Source organism: Clostridium sp. (assembly GCF_050717635.1).
GTDB lineage: Bacteria > Bacillota > Clostridia > Clostridiales > Clostridiaceae > Clostridium_AD.
This window is the reverse complement of the sequence record NZ_JBOITO010000003.1, coordinates 150,728-171,503: the sequence shown is the minus strand read 5'-3', so window position 1 is coordinate 171,503 and position 20,776 is coordinate 150,728. Positions and strand designations below refer to the sequence as shown.

Here is a 20,776-nt window from a genome sequence, read left to right as displayed (position 1 = left end):
CGTAAGATACACTAATTTTGTATCAACAGTGTTACCTTTATAATATACCACAATACCAGAAAATTATCAATTTTCTTACTAATTATAATATATTATAGTTTTCCAACATTTGACTCTTTAAGGTATAATTTTAGTTGAAATTTTCTATTCTTAAAATGCTTTCTACTTTATTTAAATTTTCAGACTCTTTAATTTTTTTTATAGAGTTCCTTATGTCTTTTTCTAAAGCCTTGTGAGTAATAAACACTAAAGATACAAAATCTTCATGTTGCACATTCTGAGTAACAGATACTATACTCACATCGTTTTTGCCAAATATAGATGCTATACCACCTAAAACTCCTACTTTATCTCTAACATTTAATCTTATATAAAATTCCGAACTATTTTCTTCTGAATTTTTAACCCTTTTATGTCCCAAATAATTTTTTGATGGCTTATCTATTGCCATATTTTCATTATTTCTTAGAATTGAAATTATATCTCCTACTACAGCACTTCCAGTAGGTAATTCCCCTGCACCTCTACCATAAAGCATTAAATCTCCAACTGCATTTCCTTTAATAAAAATTGCATTAAAGGAATCATTAACATTTGCAATTGGATGAGTAGCTGGTACTAAGGTTGGATGCACTCTAAGTTCTAATTGATTATTTTCCTCTTTTCCAATGGCTAAAAGCTTTATTACATACCCAAATTTCTTTGCATACTCAATATCTATAGAAGTAACATTATTTATTCCTTCTCTATATATGGAGTCCGGATGAACCTTCGTACCGAATGCTAGCGAAGCCATAATTGCAAGTTTATATACCACATCATATCCTTCTACATCAGCTGTAGGATCAGCCTCAGCATATCCTTTTTGCTGTGCCTCTTTTAAAGCAGTTTCAAAGTTCATTCCTTCCAATGACATTTTACTCAATATATAATTAGTTGTTCCATTTACAATCCCAGTAATCTGCTCTATTTTATTAGCTGTAAGACTTTCATTGATTTCACGAATTACAGGTATTCCTCCTCCTACACTTGCTTCATAATAGAACATAACTTCTTCTTCCTCAGCTGTAGAAAATAATTCCTCGCCCCAATTAGCAAGTACAAACTTATTTGCAGTTACTACATGTTTTTTTGCTTTCATTGCTCTTATCATATACTCTTTTGCTTCGCCCGAACCCCCTATGAGTTCTACTACTATTTTTATATCCTCATCATTTAATATTTCTTCAATATTATCTGTAAGAATTTCACTTGGAACGATTATTCCTCTATCCATGTTTTTATCTCTTACTAATATCTTAGAAATTTCTATTTCATAACCTGAACGTTTCATTATTTCATTTTTATTTGTATCTAATATATTCCATACTCCTCTACCTACATTTCCAAGTCCAAGTATTGCTATCTTTATCTTTTTCATATTTATCACCCTTCCTCCTTATATCTAATTATAAAAAACTATTATTTGCTCTCATTTTCAAAGGCATCATAAATTGCCCTAATAGCATTTTCAAAGTCTTCATTTTCAATTCCTACAATTATACTTAACTCATTAGATCCTTGATTTATCATTCTAATATTTATTTCACCCTTAGCTAAAGCACCAAAAACTTTACCTGATACACCCTTTGTTCTTATCATACCTTTTCCCACAACTGCTATTAACGCCATATTAGGGTATACTATTAAAGAATCTGGGCTGCACTGTTTTTCAATTTCTTCTAATATTTTTTCAAGCTTGTCATCTAATTCTTTATCGTCAATGATAAGTGATAGTGAATCAAGCCCCGACGGGATATGTTCAAAAGACACATTATTATTTTCTAAAATAGAAAGAACCCTAAGGTAATATCCCTTTTCATTTTTCATAAGGGTCTTTTCAATTGCTATTACTGTGAAATCTTTTTTTCCTGATATCCCTGTTATATCTCTAATTTTGACTTCTGCACTATCATCTATAATATATGTTCCTTCATCTGTTGGTTTATTTGTATTTCTTATATTTGTTGGAATACCATCTTTTTTAACAGGAAAAATTGCCTCTTCATGAAACACATTAGCTCCCATATAAGAAAGTTCTCTAAGTTCTTTATATGTAATTTCTTCGATATGCTTTGGATTAGCTACAATACGAGGATCAGCCATTAGAAACCCTGATACATCAGTCCAGTTTTCATAAACTATAGCTCCTACACTTTTAGCGATTATAGCCCCTGTTATGTCTGATCCGCCACGTGAAAACGTCTTTATTTTTCCGTCCATTGTTGCTCCATAAAATCCTGGAATAACTGCTTTTTTAATCTTTTCTAGTTTAGCACTTACCGCATTATATGTAGCTTCTTCATTAAGCTTTCCATTGTTCTTAAAAATAATAATTTCAGCAGCATCAATAAATGGAATACCTAAATAATGAGAAAGTATTAGCCCATTGAAATATTCACCTCTGCTTGCCACATAATCTTTAGTAGCACCATTAGTTATCTTTTCCTTTAAATCCTTTAAGTAGCTTAATATATCAAACGTTATATTAAGATCTTTGCATAACTGAGTGTATCTTTCTTCAATACATTTATAGACTTCATCAAAAGGTACACCCTTTTCTACATGTTCCTGGCACAAATATAATATATCTGTGATTTTATAATCACTAACATCTCTTTTACCTGGTGCTGAAGGTACTATATATCTTCTTCGCGTGTCCTCCAAAATTATATCTCTAACCTTTGCAAACTGACCGCTGTCAGATAACGAGCTTCCCCCAAATTTTGCCACAATAACCCCATTCATAACAAACCCCAACCTTTCTATTTGTAAGTAATAGCCCCTTTAAAATCTATATTTAACTGTTTAACTACCCATTTATCTTTAAGTGCTGATAAATATTTAGTAATTTCCACTTCAAATTCTTCATTTTCATCATTTTCATCATTAATTATATTCATAATAGTGGGTCCTGCACCACTTAAAAATACGCCCTTAGAACTTAACTCTCTACATTTTTTAGTAATATCACCATAATTATTTATAAGATTTCCTCTATAGCTCTGATGAAGCTTGTCCTCACAACCAATTCTAAGCATATCCATATTTCCATTACTAAGTGCTGCTATCATAAGTGCTGTTCTTCCTATATTGAATAACGCATCTTCATATGGTATTACCTTCGGCAGTATGCTTCTAGCTTTTTCTGTCGACAAAGTAAAATCTGGTATCAAAGCACAAAGTTTAAACACTTTATTTAATTTTATCTGTTGTACATAAATGCTTTTTTCTTCTTTTATAGAAACAGTCATCCCTCCATATAATGCAGGTGCTAAATTATCTGGATGGCCCTCAATTTCTGCTGCTATTTCCAATATTTCCTTAGTGCTTAGCGCCCCTGATGCAATTTCGCTTGCTGCCATAACTCCACCTAATATACATGCAGCGCTGCTTCCAAGTCCTCTTGATACTGGTATATCGCACTGCATTTTAATCCTCATTCCATGGCTTTTATATCCTATTTCATCAAAACACTTTATCATTGATGTATATACTAAGTTATTTTTATTTTTGAACTTTTCCGCGCAGCCTATAAACTCTAACCCTTTGTCCATCTCTTCAAATTCAAATTTATTATATAAATTAAGGGCGATACCTAAGCAATCAAATCCTGGTCCAAGGTTTGCACTTGTTGCTGGGACTCTTATTTTAATCATTTTATTCACCTACACTTTCAAAAAATCATTAATTACATTTTTCATATTTTCTTTATTACATACGTTTTTAAATATTATTTCCTTGTCTTTTAAATTCTCAATTGATGATGGCACATTAAGTCCTGTGTGTTTTGATAGTTCATTAATTAACTCAAAATCATCAAAACCCTCAGTATCTATAGAAACACTATTACACACACTTCTTGTAAACTTAAATGGACTTGCTGTAGATACTATAATTGTTTTTGTACTATCAGCTGTTTCCATTTTGTATTTTTTATACACGGAATAAGCTACAGCAGTATGGGTATCCATTACATAATTAAATTTGTGGTATACTTCTTTTATACTTTCAAATGTTTCTTTGTCTGTTGCGAATCCAGCATGAAAATCTTTTAAGCCATTCTTCATATCTTGGTTTATTTCATACTTTCCATCTAAACTCAGTTTTTCCATTAATTTCGAGATAACTTCTTCATCCTTACCACTTAAATAATAATTTAGTCTTTCTAAATTACTAGATACAAGAATGTCCATAGATGGTGATGCTGTAATCATAAATTCTCTATGTGTATCATAAACTCCTGTTTTTATAAAATCGGAAAGTACATTGTTTTCATTTGAAGCACATATAAATTTATTTACTGGCAGACCCATTTCACTAGCATAATATGCTGCAAGAATATTGCCGAAATTCCCCGTTGGAACCACTATATTTATTTTCTCATTGTTTTTTATTTCACCCTTCTTTAAAAGTGATAAATATGTATAATAATAATAAACAATTTGTGGAACAAGCCTTCCTATATTTATTGAATTAGCTGAAGATAAAATATAATTATGCTTATCTAAAAATTCACTATATTTACTATCGTTAAAAATTTCTTTAACGCCTGTTTGTGCATCATCAAAATTTCCTTCTATTGAAGTTACATAGACATTATTACCTTCTTGAGTAGTCATTTGTCTTTTTTGAATTTCGCTTACTCCCTTTTCAGGATAAAAAACTATTATTTTTGTTTTGTCTATATTTTTAAAGCCCTCAAGTGCTGCCTTCCCTGTATCTCCAGAAGTAGCTGTTAAAATTACTATTTCTTTTGTTATTTTATGTTTGCTCATAGCTGTTTTTAGTAAATGTGGAAGTAAAGATAGTGCCATATCCTTAAATGCAAGGGTTGGTCCATGATAAAGTTCTAAAAAAAACTCGTCCCCTTGTTTCTTCACTTCAACTATTTCCTCAGAATTAAAATTATTACTGTAAGCACTCTTAACACATTCACTTATTTCATCTTCCGAAAAATCTGTTAGAAATTCTTTTAAGATGTAATTGGCTAACTTACAATAACTAAAATTCATAATTTCATGAAGTGGCATATTAATAGTCGGAATTTTAACTGGGATGTATAATCCTCCATCCTCTGCCATACCTTTTATAATAGCTTCACTTGCTGTTATAATCTCGCTACTTCCTCTTGTACTTTTGTACATTAAATTCATATTTATTCCCCCTTTTACTTTGGACAGTGTATATTGTTTGAATTTTGCGATTTTGCAATTAAGTATAGTAAAAGCACTGTTAACTCAAGTTAACAGTGCTTTTACGATTAATAAACATTTAAAATACTTAGTTTTCAATAAATTTTAAAACACCTAAGAAAATGGTATTTTTATGTACTGAAGTATTCGCAATTATTCAAATCATTTTTAGACCAACACCATTATGAGAAGTTATCTCCTAACTGATCATAATATAAGATTCAAACAATTCTCTCTACTTATATTTTAAAAAGTTATGGAGCAATTAAAAAAAGTTATTAAATTATTTCCCATGCTGGTGGTAATTGACCCTATAATTATCATAATTGCCCTCCTATTTCTATAATATTTATTGTGTTTTATATATTGTTGTTATTTTACTATTTTTTTACCGGCTTGTCAAGTTATTACTTAAGATAATTATTAATTATATGCTTGATTAAGATAATTATTAATTAAAATGTAAGTATATGAAAAACACCTAGATAAATTCTATATTTATCTAGGTAATCCATATTTTTAAACTATATTTGAGTTTATTATGCGACTATATCTCTCTTTGTAAACCCAAGATATGAAATAGTGTTAAAAATTATAAAGTAAACTAATAGTACTATAATTGAAAATGTCATTGTCATTCCTTCAATTAATGGTACTCCAGTAATATATTGATTTAAATCTGTGTTTGCAAATAAAATGAATTTTACCCAATCAAATTTCATACTAAGCGCAAGCATTACTGGTTGTACTATAGTTAAAAGAAAAACTCCGATTCCTATAGCCATTGCACTATTACGGAAAACAGAAGATATCATAAAGGCTAAGGTAACCATCATAAGCAAATTTACACATTGAAGCCCATAAATTTGAACTATATGTGCTACCATACTAATTTCAGTAATTTTGCCACCAGAATTTGAAAGATATGGAGTACTTGCTCCTTTAAAGCTAAATAATATACCGCCAAGAACAAATGATACTACAAAAAGCACCAAAAGCATTAAAATAATTTGTCCTATAACAGCAATATATTTCGACAGTAAAATTTTCCATCGTTTTGACGGTCTAATCAGTAACAGCTTAATTGTGCCATCAGAAAACTCATTGGCTACTATTTTACCACCCAATATAATAGCAAAAAGAGATATTAAAGATATAATAGCACTTCCTGTTCCTACAAACCCCCATAAAGAGTTAGATTTTACAGGTTCTATATTGTTTTCAAGACGATATTCATTATTTTGTATTTCTTTTGTAGTTGAATCCTTAACTATTTTAGGCACTCCTGGCTGATTTAATGATTTTTTGAAAGACTCATTTTGCGTTGTTACATCTGCTTTCCAATCAGTTGTAGGTTCTTGTGTACCTGTAAATCTATATAAAAGGCCGACTACTACTATGATAAGAACCAATATACCCATCATTATCCACGTACTAATGCTATGAGAAAGCTTCATATTTTCATTACGAACTAAGTTAATCATTTTACGCAATTTCGTTACCCCCTGTCATTTTTAAGAACTTGTCCTCTAAGCTTTGTTGGATTTTACGGACACCATTGATCTTAATCCCTTGAGCCACAAGCTTTTCAATTAATTCAGGAACATTTTCCATGTCCTCTATAATTTCTAGTTCCAAACCATTTATTACTGGCTCGTATTTACTACTTATACTTTCTAAATACTCTTTTGCACTTTCAATTGGCGTAACAGTTAGAGCTATAACTGAATCATTACCATCCTCAAGCAATTCTTTCATATCCTGAATTTTAACCAATTTTCCATTTTGTATTATTCCAACCCTATCACACATAAGCTCCATTTCTGAAAGCAAATGACTTGATACAATTACTGCAACATTCTCCTCCATGGCTAGTGTCCTTAAATGATTGCGTAGTTCATGAATACCAGCGGGGTCTAACCCATTAGTAGGTTCATCCAAAACCAATAGTTTTGGAGAATTAAGAAGTGCTTGTGCAACACCTAGTCTTTGGCGCATACCTAGTGAATATGTTTTTATTTTGTCGTGTATTCTTTTTTCAAGACCCACAATTTTGATAACTTCATCAATACGTTCCTTTTTTATATCTGGATACATTCGAAAGTAATGAACAAGATTCTGATACCCCGTTAGATATTTGTATAAATCTGGATTTTCAATAATTCCACCTACTTTAGCAATTGCTTTTTCAAAATCTTTCTCAACATTGAATCCATCAATAAACATCTCACCCTTAGTAATAGACATTAGTCCTAAAAGCATTTTAATAGTGGTAGTTTTGCCGGCTCCGTTTGGTCCAAGAAAACCGAATACCTCACCTGCATACACATCAAAAGTAAGATCGTCTATTATTACTTTTTTACCAATCTTCTTTGTAACGTTCTTGATTTGTACTATAGTTTTTCCTTGCATGTTAATCCTCCTTATAACTTTTAATGCTATAACTCTTATTTTAATAATAATTATTAGAGTCAATAAATTATATTGTAACCTTAAAATACAATTTTAGCAACATCTTCCAATGTGTTTAGTATACACATTTATAATGGTAAAATAGAATTAGTATTATGAGATTCTACCATTCCCACTTAAAGCTAATAATAACTGTGATGGAACATAGAATACCCAAATTAAAAAATACGCTATTGATTGGAATCTTATTATTATATACCCTGATAAAGGAAACAATATAGGTATATTAGATAAAGCTACACATGTGTCACATAAAAGAAAAAATATCATACCCAGGACTATTCTATGTTTACTTTTCGTTGTATATAAATTATTATTAGAAGCCTTTATAGCTTTAATAACACTGCTAAGTAGACAAAAAGTATAAAATAATGAAATGGGGATCAAAATATTAATTTTTTCAATAAATAATATAGCTATTTCATATGAAAAAACTATAAGTAGAAAACTAATAAAAAGTTTTATGAGTGTTGCTTTGATATTTTTATTAATATACCTAACACAATATATAACTTGGACCAAAGTAAAAAAAATCACACCTAAAATATAAAAATCTAATACAATTAAGCACAAGTCTGCAATTATAGTAATAAATAACCCAAACACAAGCAGTCTTATATCTATATCATTAACTTTATCTCTATGTGAATTTTTAGTAGAGAGTATTGATATTAAAAAACAAAGTAATATACATAAATACTTTATACTTTCAGAGGTTATTATAGCTTTTACATTATAGAAGTCCATGTATAAAAACAAAATATATAAAATAAGTATTAATCCTACTATTAATTTAATTAGTAAACTACTAAATATCCTATCTTTCATTTAAAATCACCACTCAATAAATGTTATTATTATACTATTTCTATTTTAACATAAAAAAATAATTTTATACACTCGAAAAGCTTCTTGTCAATTAATAATATTAAGAAAACATTGACTTTTATTGAAATTTTGTATAGTATTTAAAATGAAATAGGAACATAAAGAAGGCAAATATTTATATTTGCTATGGAGGTAAAAATGGCTAAGAATCGTAGTGTTAAGGGTAATTTTGTATATAACAATATAGAGAAAACAGGTAAGAATTTTATGTATAAAAATCTTGAGAGAAGTAATTGCTATAACAGTGATTTTTCAGACTCAAATTTTAATTTTGTAAGTTTTCGCGGAGCACACTTTAAATCATGTGTTTTTTTAGAATGTACTTTTAAATGGGCTGAATTCATAGGAACAAATCTAAAAGATAGTGATTTTGAAGGTTCTATATTTGAAAACGCTATATTTGATTCTGTGAATTTAGATGGTGTAAATTTTGAAGATACAGAATTTAAAAATACTATATTTTTGGGCACTGATGTTACAAAAGCTAAAAATTTCGATATTAAAAACTCAGGAGTTAAAATTTTAAGTGAAATGCCTGTGCTTGAAATTAGTGAAGAGCTTCGATTCGCTGTTGTAAGTGTTATGAAAAACAAATATGTAAAATCTGCAAGGGTTCTTGATACAAAAGATGGTACCATTAACGTAATAAATTTAATAATACTCTTAGAAAATTTTGATGAACAAACATTAATTAAAGGGTTAAATATGATTCAAACTGAACTTAATTGTGATTTTTACACCTTAAGTTATATAATTAAATTCATAAAAAATAATATGTAATTAAAATTTAAATTTAAATTTAAATCATGTAAATATAATGAGCCTCGACAGTTGAGGCTCATTATATTATTTAATTAGATTTTATTTCTCTTGTCACAAAAGCATTTAATGCCATTGTATATCCATAAACACCAAAACCACAAAGCTGCCCTATGCAAGCTGGAGCTATAACTGAGGTTTTTCTGAATTCTTCCCTTGCGTGTATGTTACTTATATGTACCTCTACAGTTGGAATTGCCACTGCCTTTATTGCATCATAAATTGCAATGCTATAATGTGTATAGGCACCTGGGTTTATAATTATGCCATCATATTTAGAATAGGCACCTTGTATAAAATTAATAAGTTCCCCTTCTATATTGCTCTGAACTATACTAAGTTCTATAGATAACTCTTTTGCTACCTCATATAAATTATCACACATTTGTTTGTAATTAGTGTTACCATATACATTCACTTCTCGAATTCCTAAAAAATTAATATTGGGTCCATTTACAATTAATATTTTCATAACTTCACCTCAAAATATATAATATTTCATCTATGGTCTCTTTTATACTTTCCTTGTTTTTTATTTCATAATCACAATGTTTTTTATAAAGCGGAAGTCGTTTTTCATATAAATCGTATATTTTCGATAAATCTTCGGATAATAGTGGACGACCCGTAACATCAATATCTCCTACTATTTCATCAATATTTCTATTTAAAAATACTACAATGGAATTGTCTAGGAAAAGTTCCATGTTTTTATGAATTTTCACAACACCTCCCCCAGTAGAAATCACCTTACGTTCACCCTTATTTACAATTTCCTCTAAAGCTAGGCTCTCAACTTTTCTAAAATACGGTTCTCCCAGTATAAATATATCAGCTATGCTTTTTCCATGTTTTTTTTCTATATACAGGTCAACATCATAAAATGGTAATTGAAGTCTCTTAGCCAAAATATTCCCTACTGTTGTTTTTCCACAACCAGTTATACCAATAAGTACTATGTTCTTATCCTTCATATATTTTCTACCTCAATCTCTCATAAACACTATCTATAATATTATTTTCTATTTTTATATCCTTCCACAGTTCTTGAGCTGCGATTGCCTGACCTATAAGCATATAGAGGCCATTAACTGCCTTCATATTAAGTTCTTTTGCACGCTTTAGAAGCATGGTTTCTTTAGGGTTATATATTAAATCAATAACTGTAGAAAATTTAGCTATACTACTTTTTTGGATTGGACAGCTATCTACATTTGGATACATTCCACAAGGTGTACAGTTTATAATAAGATCTTTCTCTGTGAGGTGAGAAAGTTCCGCATAGGATATAATATTGAATTCTTTTTTTTTATGAATATCTTCTACCTTATTAGCTCCTCTACTTGCAATTGTCATTTCACCGATTCCACTATCTAAAAGATACTGGATTACTGCCTTTGCAGCTCCGCCACTACCTAAAATGACAGCTTTTTTATTGTAAATATCTATATCGTTTTTTTCTAACATCATTCCAAACCCAGTATAATCCGTGTTATACCCAATTGTTTTCTTATTCTTAAAACAAATTGTATTCACTGCTCCAATTTTTTTTGCTTCATCAGATATTTCATCTATACATCTCATAACCGTTGTTTTATAGGGAATCGTAACATTTACACCTACTACCCCTATGTCTTTAAATCTATTTATAGTGTTTTCTACTTCTCCTTTTCCAATCTCAAATAATTCATAAGTTCCGTCTACCATTATTTCCTTGAAAATTGCAGAATGGATAAGGGGAGAAATGCTATGTTTTAAGCTTTCACCCAAAAGTCCGTATAATTCCATAAATTCTAGCTCCTCCCTAAATAAATCTCTTGTAATTCCCAAGAATTTTAAAATAACTACTAGTTTTTTTTATTTCTATCATAGCCTCTTTTACAGTATTTTCATCTAAATTACCTTCAAAATCTATATAGAAAAAATATTCCCATGGTTTATCCCATATGGGTCTTGATTCTATTTTTAGAAGGTTTAAATTATTTTCAGAAAAATGACGTAAGATATTATATAGTGACCCCGATCTATGAGGAGTAACAAAAATCACGCTGGTTTTATTGCATTCACTATTTACCTCCAAATTCTTAGAAATAATAATAAATCGTGTTATATTTTTACTATTAGAATTTATATTGTGAGCCAAGATATTTAAATTATAAAGAGCCGCAGCCCTTCTACTTCCAATAGCAGCCTTAAATTTATCCTTGGAATTATACACAAACTCTGCACTTTTCGCAGTGTTGCAAAATGGAACCTGTATCCAGGAATTTTTTAACTTTAAAAATTCACTACATTGACTTAGAGCTTGCGAATGGGAATATACTTCTGTGATATCATCTATAGTTGCGCCTTCTATTGCCATCAAATTATGATTCACTTTTAAGCAAACTTCTCCAACTATCTTAAACTCGTATTTATTTAATAAATCATATACATCAGTAATTCCTCCAGTTGAAGAATTTTCAATAGGAAGAATACCATATTTTATAGATTCATTTTCAAGTTCAGTAAATATGTCTTCAAACTCATTCACAGCTTTTGTCTTTGTATTCTCACCAAAGTAATCCAGAAGAGCTTGTTCACTAAAAGACCCAGCCACACCTTGAAAACCTACAACTAATTCAGTATTAGGGTTTTCTGCTTTTCCTTGCGAGCACAATAATTCACTCTGAACCTCTTTACTTATTTCCATAATACAATTCAAAAACTTTTTTAGAGAACCCTTTAAATTTTTATTGCAAAGATTACTCTCGCCCTTTGATATAACCTCTTGCTCTCTATTTGAATTTAATACATCTACATTGTTTGCACTCTTATATTGTGCAATTTTAATTGCAGTTTCCATCCTCTTCTCAAATAATTCTACAAGCTTACTGTCTATATCATCAATTTCATTTCTTAATTCTTTTATATCTTTCATATTCCCCCCCATTCAAGACTAAATAACAAAAATCTACAATAAATCTAGAATAACCATAGCGGCCACGGCTTCTACTACTGGTAGCGCTCTTTGCACAATACAAGGATCATGTCGTCCGTTAACACATATCTCCGTATTTTCCATTTTACTTATATCAATAGTTTTTTGAATCACACCAATAGATGCGGTTGGCTTAAATGCAGCTTTGAAGATTATTGGCATTCCATTTGTAATACCTCCTAAAATCCCTCCATTGTTATTGCTAAATGTTTTAACCTTATTACCATCCATATAAAACCCGTCATTAGCCTCTGAACCACTCAAATTCGCCATATCAAAGCCTGTTCCAAATTCTACCCCCTTTACTCCAGGTATAGAAAATAAAAGATGAGCAAGCAAGCTTTCTACGGAATCAAAGAAAGGAGATCCTAACCCCTCTGGTAAATTTAATATAGCACATTCTACCACACCGCCCACAGAATCTTGCTTCTCTTTTGCTCTATGAATAGCACTTATCATCTCCAACCCTTTATTCTGGTCTAGGACTGGAAATTTAAGTTGCCTTGTGGTCTTCAGTAATTCTGAATTTATATTAACACTATCAAAGGGACAATCATATATACCCGCAATATGATATATATGTCCTCCAATTTCTATCCCCTTTTCCTTTAAAATTTGTTTTGCAATTGCTCCAGCAAAAACTAGTGGTGCGGTTAATCGTCCTGAAAAATGTCCGCCACCTCTATAATCATTAAACCCAGAGTATTTTACACTCCCTGTATAATCTGCATGTCCGGGCCTTATGACAGTTTTAAGTTCCGAATAATCTTTAGAGTGCATATCTGTATTCCATATAAAAGCGCAGAGTGGTGTTCCTGTTGTTCTTCCATTAAAATATCCACTTATAATTTGAAATTCATCCTTTTCGCTTCTGGGTGTAGATATATCATCGCGCCCTGGCGCTCTTCGTTTCATTTCATAATTAATAGCCTCTAGATCAAGTTTTACCCCCGGTGGCAATCCATCTATGTTAATTCCAATGCCTTTTCCATGTGATTCACCAAATATAGAATACTTAACTTTATTGCCCCATACTCCACTCATTTACTTTCCCTCCCAGCATTACAAAATCCTTATAAAATTCCGGATAAGATTTTTTTATACAAGCACTATCAGTAATTATTACTGGTTTACTACATCTTATAGAAGCAATAGAAAGTGACATAGCAATACGGTGATCATTATAGCTATCCACAGTGCCACCCCTTAAATTTTCTTTTCCATGAATAATAAGTCCATCTTCTGTTTCCACCACATTACCACCAAGTTTCGTGAGTTCTGTGGCCATTGCCTTTAATCTATCACATTCTTTAATTCGAAGTCTTCCAGCATTTATTATTTTTGTAGTTCCTTTACTTAAAGATGCAAGCACTGCTAAAATAGGAACTAAATCAGGAAATTCTGAAGCATCAATAATAACTCCGTGAGTCTTAGATTTTGATACTTTTATTTTACCCTGTTCAATAGATATATTACCACCCATTCTCATAATTATATCTACAATAGCTTTGTCACCTTGAAGTGAGTTAATATTCATATCTTCACACTGAATTTCTCCACCTAACACTCCTGCTACAAGCCAAAATGCAGCCTGAGAAAAATCTCCTTCTACTCTGTAATTCCTAGCTATATATTTCTGATTTCCTGTAATGTTAATTTCATTATATCCTACATTTTCTATATGAACAGAAAATTTACTAAGTACATCTATTGTTAAATCTACATATGCTTTTGATTCTAGCTCCGTAGTCACAATTATTTTCGAATCGCCCTTTAGAAGTGGAAGTGCAAAAAGAAGACCAGTTATAAATTGCGAACTAATATTTCCTGGCAATTTATATACACCGGCTTTGAGCTTTCCTTGTACTGTAAGAGGGAGCCCTCCACTCGAGCTGTATTTTATACCTTGTTCCTGAAATATTTTATAGTAAGGAGTAAGCGGCCTCGCGACCAGTCTCCCTCTCCCTGTAAAAGTAAATTCACTTTCTGTCAAAAGAGCTATAGGAATTAGAAACCTAAGGGTTGAACCTGATTCAGCGCAATCAATTTCATTTTGGGTGATACTTAAGAATTTCTTCCCATTTATCATTACATTGCCTCCACCTTTTGTAACTGATACCCCAAGGGCCCCCATTGCACTACAAGTAGCTAAAATGTCCTCTGAAAACACCACATTTTCTATATTAGAATTATCATTTGCAAGTCCAGCAGCTATAATAGCTCTATGGCTAAGGCTCTTTGAGGGTGGAACTGAAATTTTCCCTTGTATATTAGATGGTGTTATTTGGATTGTATTCATTTTCCTTACTCCCCCTCCTATTTTAATCTACATATTTATTTATATCATCTCTATTTATTTTTTTTATAAACCCACATCCTATTTTTACGAGTAAAATCAAGTTCATACTTTCATTAATATTCTTTTTATCTAATAAAAGAGCTTTGAAAAACTCATCTTTATCCATATTGGGCAGCTGACTAGGAAGGTTATATTTATTTATAAGTTTTACTAGAAGTTTAAGTGTACCCTTTTCAGTAATTCCTAGCAGTTCACTTTTTTTTGTGATTGCAATCATTCCCATTGCAACACCCTCTCCATGAGTAAAGGTTTCATAATTATACAATTTTTCTATAGCATGACCTATTGTATGTCCAAAATTAAGAAGCATTCTTTCCCCCATATCTTTTTCATCTACTTCAACCACATTTTTTTTAATATTACAACAGGTATAAATAATTTCATCTATATTATTCATAAGTATTTCTACTGTATCATACTCTAAAAGCTTAGAAAATAACTTTTCATCCTTAATAGCAGCACATTTTATAACCTCAGCCATACCATCATTAAACACCCTTTTGCACAAAGTGTTTAGAAGATATGGATCTATAAATACTGCTTTCGGTTGATAAAAGCTCCCTATTAAATTCTTACCATTTTTAGAATTTATAGCTACTTTACCTCCCACACTACTGTCAATTTGCGCTAAGAGTGTGGTTGGAATCTGTATAAAATCAATACCTCGAAGCAATATAGAAGCAACAAAGCCTCCCAGATCACCAACAACTCCTCCACCAAAGGCAATAATTAAGTCGCCTCTAGATAATCCAAAGTCTAAAATCTCTTCGCAAACACGTTGTAGTGTTTCAAAGGATTTACTCTTTTCACCTGGCTTTATTATAACTTTTTTTACAACAAAATTTTCTTCTTTCAAACTATTTTCAATATTCTCACCATATAAGGATTCCACATTTTGGTCCGTTATAATGATTATTTTATTGTTTGAATATATTTTTTTTATTTGAGTTCCAATGTTTTCTATTAATCCTTTTTGTATGTATATGGGATAACTTTTTTCTGGAAGATTTACTATTATATTACGCGCTTTTTCCACTATTACATCTCCCTTCTCCGTGCACCTGCACTTTCAAACTCAGCCTTTACAGCCACTTCATTTTTAGCCTTTAGTGCATTTTTTATTACTTTTATGTTTTCTTCAAAAATTTCTAGTTTATTTATTATATTATCTGCGTTTCCCATAAGTAGCTCTGACCATAAATCTGCATTAGAATCTGCAATTCTTGTAACATCCTTAAAACCACCTGCTATAAACTTTTCTGTTTCTATTGGAAGGTTATCACTATTCATTAGTGCTGCAGCTATTATGTGAGGTAGATGACTTGTGTATGCTATTATTTCATCATGAGTTCTAGGATCTATTTTAACTACATTTCTACAACCTAGCTCCTTTATAATACACTCTAAAATGTTTACATTATCTATCTTATTACTCTCCGTAGGTGTAAGTATATAATTTGCATTATTAAATATATCCTTGCTGGCATAAGCGAGCCCCTTGCTCTCTCTTCCTGCCATAGGGTGCCCTCCAATAAAATCTACATCTTCACGAATAAATAAATTCACATTCCTTACAAGTGCTTCCTTAATGCCTGCACTATCCGTAATAATGGCTCCACTCTTAAAAAATTCATTGTTTTCTTTTATAAATTTTTCTGTTAGGTTTGGATATAATGCAATAATTACTATATCTGAATCTTTTAATGGAATTTGTGAATTAATATATCCTTTATCTATAATTCCCATATTTTCAGCGTTTTTAATTGTATTTTCATCTATATCTATTCCCCATAAATTTTTAGGTTTAAGATCTTTTAATGCCATTGCAAAAGCTCCGCCTATAAGACCTAAACCAACTACTGTTATATTAAAGTCTAACCCATCCATTACCTTTCACCTCAATCTATTATATACATCGACCATCTATTTTTGCAATTTCTCTTAGCTTTTTAACTAGTGAATCAAATCGTTCTGGTTTAATGGATTGAGCTCCATCACACATGGCACTCTCAGGATCATTATGCACCTCTATCATTAAACCATCCGCACCAACTGCAATAGCTGCTTTTGAAAGTGATTCTACCATCCACCACATTCCTGCCGCATGACTTGGATCAATAATAATTGGAAGATGACTTAATTTCTTTATTGCTGGTACAATACTTAAATCTAAAGTATTTCTTGTGTATGTTTCAAAGGTTCTAATCCCTCTCTCGCAGAGAATTACCTGTTCATTTCCTTCTGCCATTATATATTCTGCTGACATAAGAAATTCTTCAACAGTAGCACATAATCCTCTTTTTAAAAGAATTGGTTTCCTAAGTTTTCCTACTTCTTTTAACAAATCAAAGTTTTGCATATTTCTTGCGCCAATTTGTATTACATCTGCATATTCAGCAACTCTATCCATTGCCTTAGTAGACATAAGTTCTGTTACAATAGGTAGCCCTGTTTTTTCTTTTGCTAGCCTAAGAAGTGCTAGACCATCTTCTTTCATACCTTGAAAACTGTATGGAGAAGTTCTTGGTTTGTATGCACCACCTCTTAAAAAAGTAGCTCCTGATTTTTTTACACTTTCTGCTATGTTAATAATTTGTTCTTCACTTTCTACAGAACAAGGGCCCGCTATAATTGCAATTTTATTTCCACCAATAACTTCATTATCAACCTTTATAATAGTATCTTGTGGATGAAAAAGCTTGTTTGCTCGTTTAAAAGGTTCTAATATTCTAAGTACTTTTTTCACACTTTCATTTGCTTCTAGTTGAATTGGATCAATTCGACTTGTATCACCTACTAGCCCAAATACACTTTGTGTTTCTCCTTGAATTCGCTGTACTGTACAGCCTTTCGCTTCAATTCTTTTTTTAATCCTTTCAATTTCTACTTCTGGTGCTCTTGGGTCCATAATTACTATCATTTCTAATTCCTCCATTTTTTTTATATTTTTTCAAACAAAAAAGAAGACCCATTAATGAGTCTTCTTCATACATCCACTATTGTAACTCAGCGCTAATTAAAAATTTGCGTCTCGCTTACCTACACCGTGATTCGTATTTTTGTACTACTCTCATTAAAAAAGGAAATATATATATTTTTACAAAATAAATAACCAGCGCTAAAATAAAAGCCCAAGCTAAAATACATGCTAAAATATAATTGTACTATTCCTTTTCTAATAATGTTTTCCATGATACGTTCCTCCATTTGTGTAAATATTTATAATATTTATAATATTTGTTTGAATGATTTTTATCAGTATACCAAATAACCAAATCTTAGTCAACCTAAATTTGATAATTATATTTTCTTTAAATCTTTTTAAATCTTTTCAACTATAATTTGCTGGCCTTTTACATCTACGGAAATAACAGAACCATCATATATTTCTCCTCTAATAATTTTCTTAGCTATAGATGTTTCTAACACACTTTCAATATATCTCTTTAATGGACGTGCACCATAAATGGGATCATAACCTTCTTTTGCCATAAGTTCTTTAGCAATATCAGTAACTTTCATTGTTATATTTTTCTCTTTAAGTCTGCCTTTAATATCTTCTAAGAATATATCAACTATACCTTCTATTTCTTTTGTATCTAATGGTTTAAATAATATAATATCATCCAGTCTATTTAAAAATTCAGGTTTGAATTTAGACTTTAATTCATTCATAACTCTATCACGAATATGCTGTTCTATACCACTACTTTCTTTATTCTCTAATAAATAATTGCTCCCAATATTTGAAGTCATGATTATTATGCAATTTTTAAAATTTACAATTTTACCTTGATTATCTGTAAGCCTTCCATCGTCCAATATCTGAAGAAATATATTAAACACATCTTCATGAGCTTTTTCTATTTCATCAAACAATATAACACTATAAGGTTTTCTCCTTACTGCTTCTGTAAGTTGACCACCTTCTTCGTATCCTACATATCCTGGAGGTGCACCTATTAATCTTGATACAGAATATTTCTCCATGTACTCAGACATGTCTATCCTTATTATATTATCTTTGCTATCAAAGAGTGTTCTAGCTAAGGTTTTAGCAAGCTCAGTCTTCCCAACACCAGTAGGTCCAAGGAATATGAATGAGCCAATAGGTCGTCTTGGGTCCTTCATTCCTGCTCTAGCGCGAATAACCGCATTCGAAACCGCAGTAACAGCTTCCTTTTGACCAATTACCCTTAGTGATAATTCTTCTTCAAGCCTTAGTAGTTTTCTCCTTTCACCTTCTACTAGGCTTGCTACAGGTATACCCGTCCACTTTGATACTATTTGTGATATTTCCTTTTCAGTTACTTCTTCTGTAAGCATAGCTGTTTCATTGTTTTCATTAAGTACTTGTTCTTTTTCTTCTATTTTTGCTTCTAAATCAGGTATTATTCCATATTTGAGCTCTGCTACTTTATTTAAATCATATTCCCTCTCGGAGTTTTCTATTTCTCCTCTTGCAACATCCAGCTCCGCTTTTAAATTTCTAATTTCAACTATCTTAGATTTTTCTTTTTCGTATTTTGCTGTCATTTCATTGTCTTTATCTTTTAAATCACTTAACTCTCTTTCCAGTGTTTCTAGTCTTTTCTTTGAGGCATCATCTTTTTCTTTTGATAGTGCACTTTTTTCAATTTCTAACTGAAATATCTTACGTTTAATCATATCCATCTCTGTAGGCATGCTATCTATTTCAGTCCTTATCATAGCACAGGCCTCATCTATAAGATCTATTGCCTTATCTGGAAGAAATCTTGCGGTTATATATCTATCCGAAAGTTTTGCCGCTGCAACAATAGCTGAATCATGAATTCTTATACCATGATATATTTCAAACTTTTCTTTAAGTCCTCTAAGTATTGATACAGAATCTTCAACGCTTGGTTCCTCTATTGTTACCGGCTGAAATCTTCTCTCTAGTGCCTTATCCTTCTCTAAATACTTTCTATATTCATCAAAAGTAGTTGCACCAATACAATGAAGACTTCCTCTTGCTAGAAGTGGTTTTATCATATTTCCTGCATCCATAGAACCCTCTGATTTTCCTGCTCCCACTATATTATGAATTTCGTCTATAAATAAAATTATTTTACCTTCACTATTCTCCACTTCTTTTAATACAGCTTTAAGTCTTTCTTCAAATTCGCCTTTAAATTTAGCCCCTGCAATAAGAGATCCCATATCTAATGAAAATACTATCTTATTTTTGAGCCCTTCTGGTACATCACCCTTGACTATTCTTTGGGCGAGACCCTCCACTATAGCAGTTTTACCTACGCCAGGTTCTCCTATAAGCACAGGATTATTTTTAGTTCTTCTAGAAAGTATCCTTATAACTCGTCTAATTTCCTCATCTCTTCCTATAACAGGATCTAATTTATGTTTTTTAGCTTGCTCCACAAGATTAGATCCATATTTAACAAGTGCCTCATAGGTACCTTCCGGGTCTGGATTTTCTACTCTTTGATTGCCTCTAACTTTCGAAAGTGCATTTAAAAAACCATCTTTTGTTATTTCAAATTTATTTAAAATATGTGAAATCTCTTTAGACTTTACATCCATCAAGCCAATCATTACATGCTCTACACTTATAAAGGAATCTTTAAATTTTTCAGCTTCTTCTTCAGCCTTTACAAAGACCTCCTCAAATCTTCTAGTAGAATAAAGGGATCCTCCAGCTGCACCACTTCCTGTAACTTTTGGAATACTGTCGAGCCCCTTACTTATTTCCTCATTAAGTCGCCTTATATTAACTCCCATTTTACTGAATATGTTAGGAATCAGACCATCCTCTTGAGCTATAAGTGCCGCAAATAAATGCATTGTATCTATCTGTTGATGGTTATTTTTTATAGCTATTGACTGAGCTTCATTTAAGGATTGTTGAACCTTTATAGTTAACTTTTCTACATCCATGAAATAACACTCCCTTTAGTTTATTTGGTGCCACCCACGTGGCAAGTGGCAAGTGATATAAATAAAGACTATTACATGAGTTTAGCATGGATAAGCCTTTAAATT

General features: G+C 31.2%; 18 protein-coding genes. 1 reads left to right on the top strand and 17 read right to left on the bottom strand.

The features are described from left to right. Positions 1 to 130 precede the first annotated feature (130 nt). From ACREWB_RS02310 to ACREWB_RS02280, 7 genes are all read right to left on the bottom strand, one after another. Positions 131 to 1,420 carry a homoserine dehydrogenase gene (locus ACREWB_RS02310; RefSeq protein WP_431545868.1) on the bottom strand — a complete coding sequence of 430 codons (1,290 nt, stop codon included), beginning with the start codon at positions 1,418 to 1,420 and terminating at the stop codon, positions 131 to 133. Between the two features lie 41 nt (positions 1,421 to 1,461). Continuing rightward, a complete protein-coding gene (locus tag ACREWB_RS02305; protein ID WP_431545867.1) occupies positions 1,462 to 2,787 on the bottom strand; it encodes an aspartate kinase in 1,326 nt (441 codons plus the stop codon). A gap of 17 nt (positions 2,788 to 2,804) precedes the next feature. Next, positions 2,805 to 3,698, bottom strand: coding sequence for a homoserine kinase (thrB, locus tag ACREWB_RS02300; RefSeq protein ID WP_431545866.1), 894 nt, complete (start codon positions 3,696 to 3,698; stop codon positions 2,805 to 2,807). A 9-nt stretch (positions 3,699 to 3,707) separates the two neighbouring features. Then, positions 3,708 to 5,195 (bottom strand): threonine synthase, encoded by a 1,488-nt coding sequence (thrC, locus tag ACREWB_RS02295; RefSeq protein WP_431545865.1) that lies wholly within the window; start codon positions 5,193 to 5,195, stop codon positions 3,708 to 3,710. Positions 5,196 to 5,773: 578 nt separating this feature from the next. Continuing rightward, a complete protein-coding gene (locus ACREWB_RS02290; protein ID WP_431545961.1) occupies positions 5,774 to 6,718 on the bottom strand; it encodes an ABC transporter permease in 945 nt (314 codons plus the stop codon). A 1-nt stretch (position 6,719) separates the two neighbouring features. Further along, complete coding sequence (locus ACREWB_RS02285) at positions 6,720 to 7,646, bottom strand: ABC transporter ATP-binding protein (protein WP_431545864.1); 927 nt, start codon at positions 7,644 to 7,646, stop codon at positions 6,720 to 6,722. Positions 7,647 to 7,799: 153 nt separating this feature from the next. Beyond that, positions 7,800 to 8,534 (bottom strand): lysoplasmalogenase family protein, encoded by a 735-nt coding sequence (locus ACREWB_RS02280; protein ID WP_431545863.1) that lies wholly within the window; start codon positions 8,532 to 8,534, stop codon positions 7,800 to 7,802. A 198-nt stretch (positions 8,535 to 8,732) separates the two neighbouring features. Between ACREWB_RS02280 and ACREWB_RS02275 the strand changes: the two genes are divergently transcribed. Continuing rightward, positions 8,733 to 9,374, top strand: coding sequence for a pentapeptide repeat-containing protein (locus ACREWB_RS02275; RefSeq protein ID WP_431545862.1), 642 nt, complete (start codon positions 8,733 to 8,735; stop codon positions 9,372 to 9,374). Between the two features lie 70 nt (positions 9,375 to 9,444). Here ACREWB_RS02275 and aroQ read toward each other — a convergent pair whose 3' ends face one another. The 10 genes from aroQ to clpB form a co-directional block, all read right to left on the bottom strand. After that, entirely contained in the window at positions 9,445 to 9,885 is a 441-nt protein-coding gene (gene aroQ / locus ACREWB_RS02270; protein ID WP_431545861.1) for a type II 3-dehydroquinate dehydratase, read from the bottom strand. Between the two features lie 4 nt (positions 9,886 to 9,889). After that, positions 9,890 to 10,387 carry a shikimate kinase gene (locus ACREWB_RS02265; protein WP_431545860.1) on the bottom strand — a complete coding sequence of 166 codons (498 nt, stop codon included), beginning with the start codon at positions 10,385 to 10,387 and terminating at the stop codon, positions 9,890 to 9,892. Positions 10,388 to 10,394: 7 nt separating this feature from the next. Further along, the gene (gene aroE, locus ACREWB_RS02260; protein WP_431545859.1) at positions 10,395 to 11,201 is read right to left on the bottom strand and encodes a shikimate dehydrogenase; all 807 of its coding nucleotides are present in this window, start codon (positions 11,199 to 11,201) and stop codon (positions 10,395 to 10,397) included. Positions 11,202 to 11,217: 16 nt separating this feature from the next. Continuing rightward, the gene (pheA, locus tag ACREWB_RS02255) at positions 11,218 to 12,333 is read right to left on the bottom strand and encodes a prephenate dehydratase (RefSeq protein WP_431545858.1); all 1,116 of its coding nucleotides are present in this window, start codon (positions 12,331 to 12,333) and stop codon (positions 11,218 to 11,220) included. Positions 12,334 to 12,366: 33 nt separating this feature from the next. Then, positions 12,367 to 13,437 carry a chorismate synthase gene (gene aroC, locus ACREWB_RS02250; protein WP_431545857.1) on the bottom strand — a complete coding sequence of 357 codons (1,071 nt, stop codon included), beginning with the start codon at positions 13,435 to 13,437 and terminating at the stop codon, positions 12,367 to 12,369. Further along, positions 13,415 to 14,692: a 3-phosphoshikimate 1-carboxyvinyltransferase gene (gene aroA, locus ACREWB_RS02245; protein WP_431545856.1), complete on the bottom strand. Its 1,278-nt coding sequence runs from the start codon at positions 14,690 to 14,692 to the stop codon at positions 13,415 to 13,417. The genes aroC and aroA overlap by 23 nt, the downstream gene beginning before the upstream one ends. A 22-nt stretch (positions 14,693 to 14,714) precedes the next feature. Beyond that, positions 14,715 to 15,788: a 3-dehydroquinate synthase gene (gene aroB, locus ACREWB_RS02240; protein WP_431545855.1), complete on the bottom strand. Its 1,074-nt coding sequence runs from the start codon at positions 15,786 to 15,788 to the stop codon at positions 14,715 to 14,717. 2 nt (positions 15,789 to 15,790) lie between these two features. Continuing rightward, complete coding sequence (locus tag ACREWB_RS02235) at positions 15,791 to 16,639, bottom strand: prephenate dehydrogenase (RefSeq protein ID WP_431545854.1); 849 nt, start codon at positions 16,637 to 16,639, stop codon at positions 15,791 to 15,793. A gap of 19 nt (positions 16,640 to 16,658) precedes the next feature. Then, positions 16,659 to 17,672, bottom strand: coding sequence for a 3-deoxy-7-phosphoheptulonate synthase (gene aroF / locus ACREWB_RS02230; protein ID WP_431545853.1), 1,014 nt, complete (start codon positions 17,670 to 17,672; stop codon positions 16,659 to 16,661). Positions 17,673 to 18,073: 401 nt separating this feature from the next. After that, positions 18,074 to 20,671: an ATP-dependent chaperone ClpB gene (gene clpB, locus ACREWB_RS02225; RefSeq protein ID WP_431545852.1), complete on the bottom strand. Its 2,598-nt coding sequence runs from the start codon at positions 20,669 to 20,671 to the stop codon at positions 18,074 to 18,076. Positions 20,672 to 20,776 lie beyond the last annotated feature (105 nt).

What these genes read in the sequence shown, in the direction of transcription:
- ACREWB_RS02310 (WP_431545868.1), bottom strand. Translation starts at nt 1,420, where the DNA reads ATGAAAAAGATAAAGATAGCAATACTTGGACTTGGAAATGTAGGTAGA.
- ACREWB_RS02305 (WP_431545867.1), bottom strand. Translation starts at nt 2,787, where the DNA reads ATGAATGGGGTTATTGTGGCAAAATTTGGGGGAAGCTCGTTATCTGAC.
- thrB (WP_431545866.1), bottom strand. Translation starts at nt 3,698, where the DNA reads ATGATTAAAATAAGAGTCCCAGCAACAAGTGCAAACCTTGGACCAGGA.
- thrC (WP_431545865.1), bottom strand. Translation starts at nt 5,195, where the DNA reads ATGAATTTAATGTACAAAAGTACAAGAGGAAGTAGCGAGATTATAACA.
- ACREWB_RS02290 (WP_431545961.1), bottom strand. Translation starts at nt 6,718, where the DNA reads ATGATTAACTTAGTTCGTAATGAAAATATGAAGCTTTCTCATAGCATT.
- ACREWB_RS02285 (WP_431545864.1), bottom strand. Translation starts at nt 7,646, where the DNA reads ATGCAAGGAAAAACTATAGTACAAATCAAGAACGTTACAAAGAAGATT.
- ACREWB_RS02280 (WP_431545863.1), bottom strand. Translation starts at nt 8,534, where the DNA reads ATGAAAGATAGGATATTTAGTAGTTTACTAATTAAATTAATAGTAGGA.
- ACREWB_RS02275 (WP_431545862.1), top strand. Translation starts at nt 8,733, where the DNA reads ATGGCTAAGAATCGTAGTGTTAAGGGTAATTTTGTATATAACAATATA.
- aroQ (WP_431545861.1), bottom strand. Translation starts at nt 9,885, where the DNA reads ATGAAAATATTAATTGTAAATGGACCCAATATTAATTTTTTAGGAATT.
- ACREWB_RS02265 (WP_431545860.1), bottom strand. Translation starts at nt 10,387, where the DNA reads ATGAAGGATAAGAACATAGTACTTATTGGTATAACTGGTTGTGGAAAA.
- aroE (WP_431545859.1), bottom strand. Translation starts at nt 11,201, where the DNA reads ATGGAATTATACGGACTTTTGGGTGAAAGCTTAAAACATAGCATTTCT.
- pheA (WP_431545858.1), bottom strand. Translation starts at nt 12,333, where the DNA reads ATGAAAGATATAAAAGAATTAAGAAATGAAATTGATGATATAGACAGT.
- aroC (WP_431545857.1), bottom strand. Translation starts at nt 13,437, where the DNA reads ATGAGTGGAGTATGGGGCAATAAAGTTAAGTATTCTATATTTGGTGAA.
- aroA (WP_431545856.1), bottom strand. Translation starts at nt 14,692, where the DNA reads ATGAATACAATCCAAATAACACCATCTAATATACAAGGGAAAATTTCA.
- ACREWB_RS02235 (WP_431545854.1), bottom strand. Translation starts at nt 16,639, where the DNA reads ATGGATGGGTTAGACTTTAATATAACAGTAGTTGGTTTAGGTCTTATA.
- aroF (WP_431545853.1), bottom strand. Translation starts at nt 17,672, where the DNA reads ATGATAGTAATTATGGACCCAAGAGCACCAGAAGTAGAAATTGAAAGG.
- clpB (WP_431545852.1), bottom strand. Translation starts at nt 20,671, where the DNA reads ATGGATGTAGAAAAGTTAACTATAAAGGTTCAACAATCCTTAAATGAA.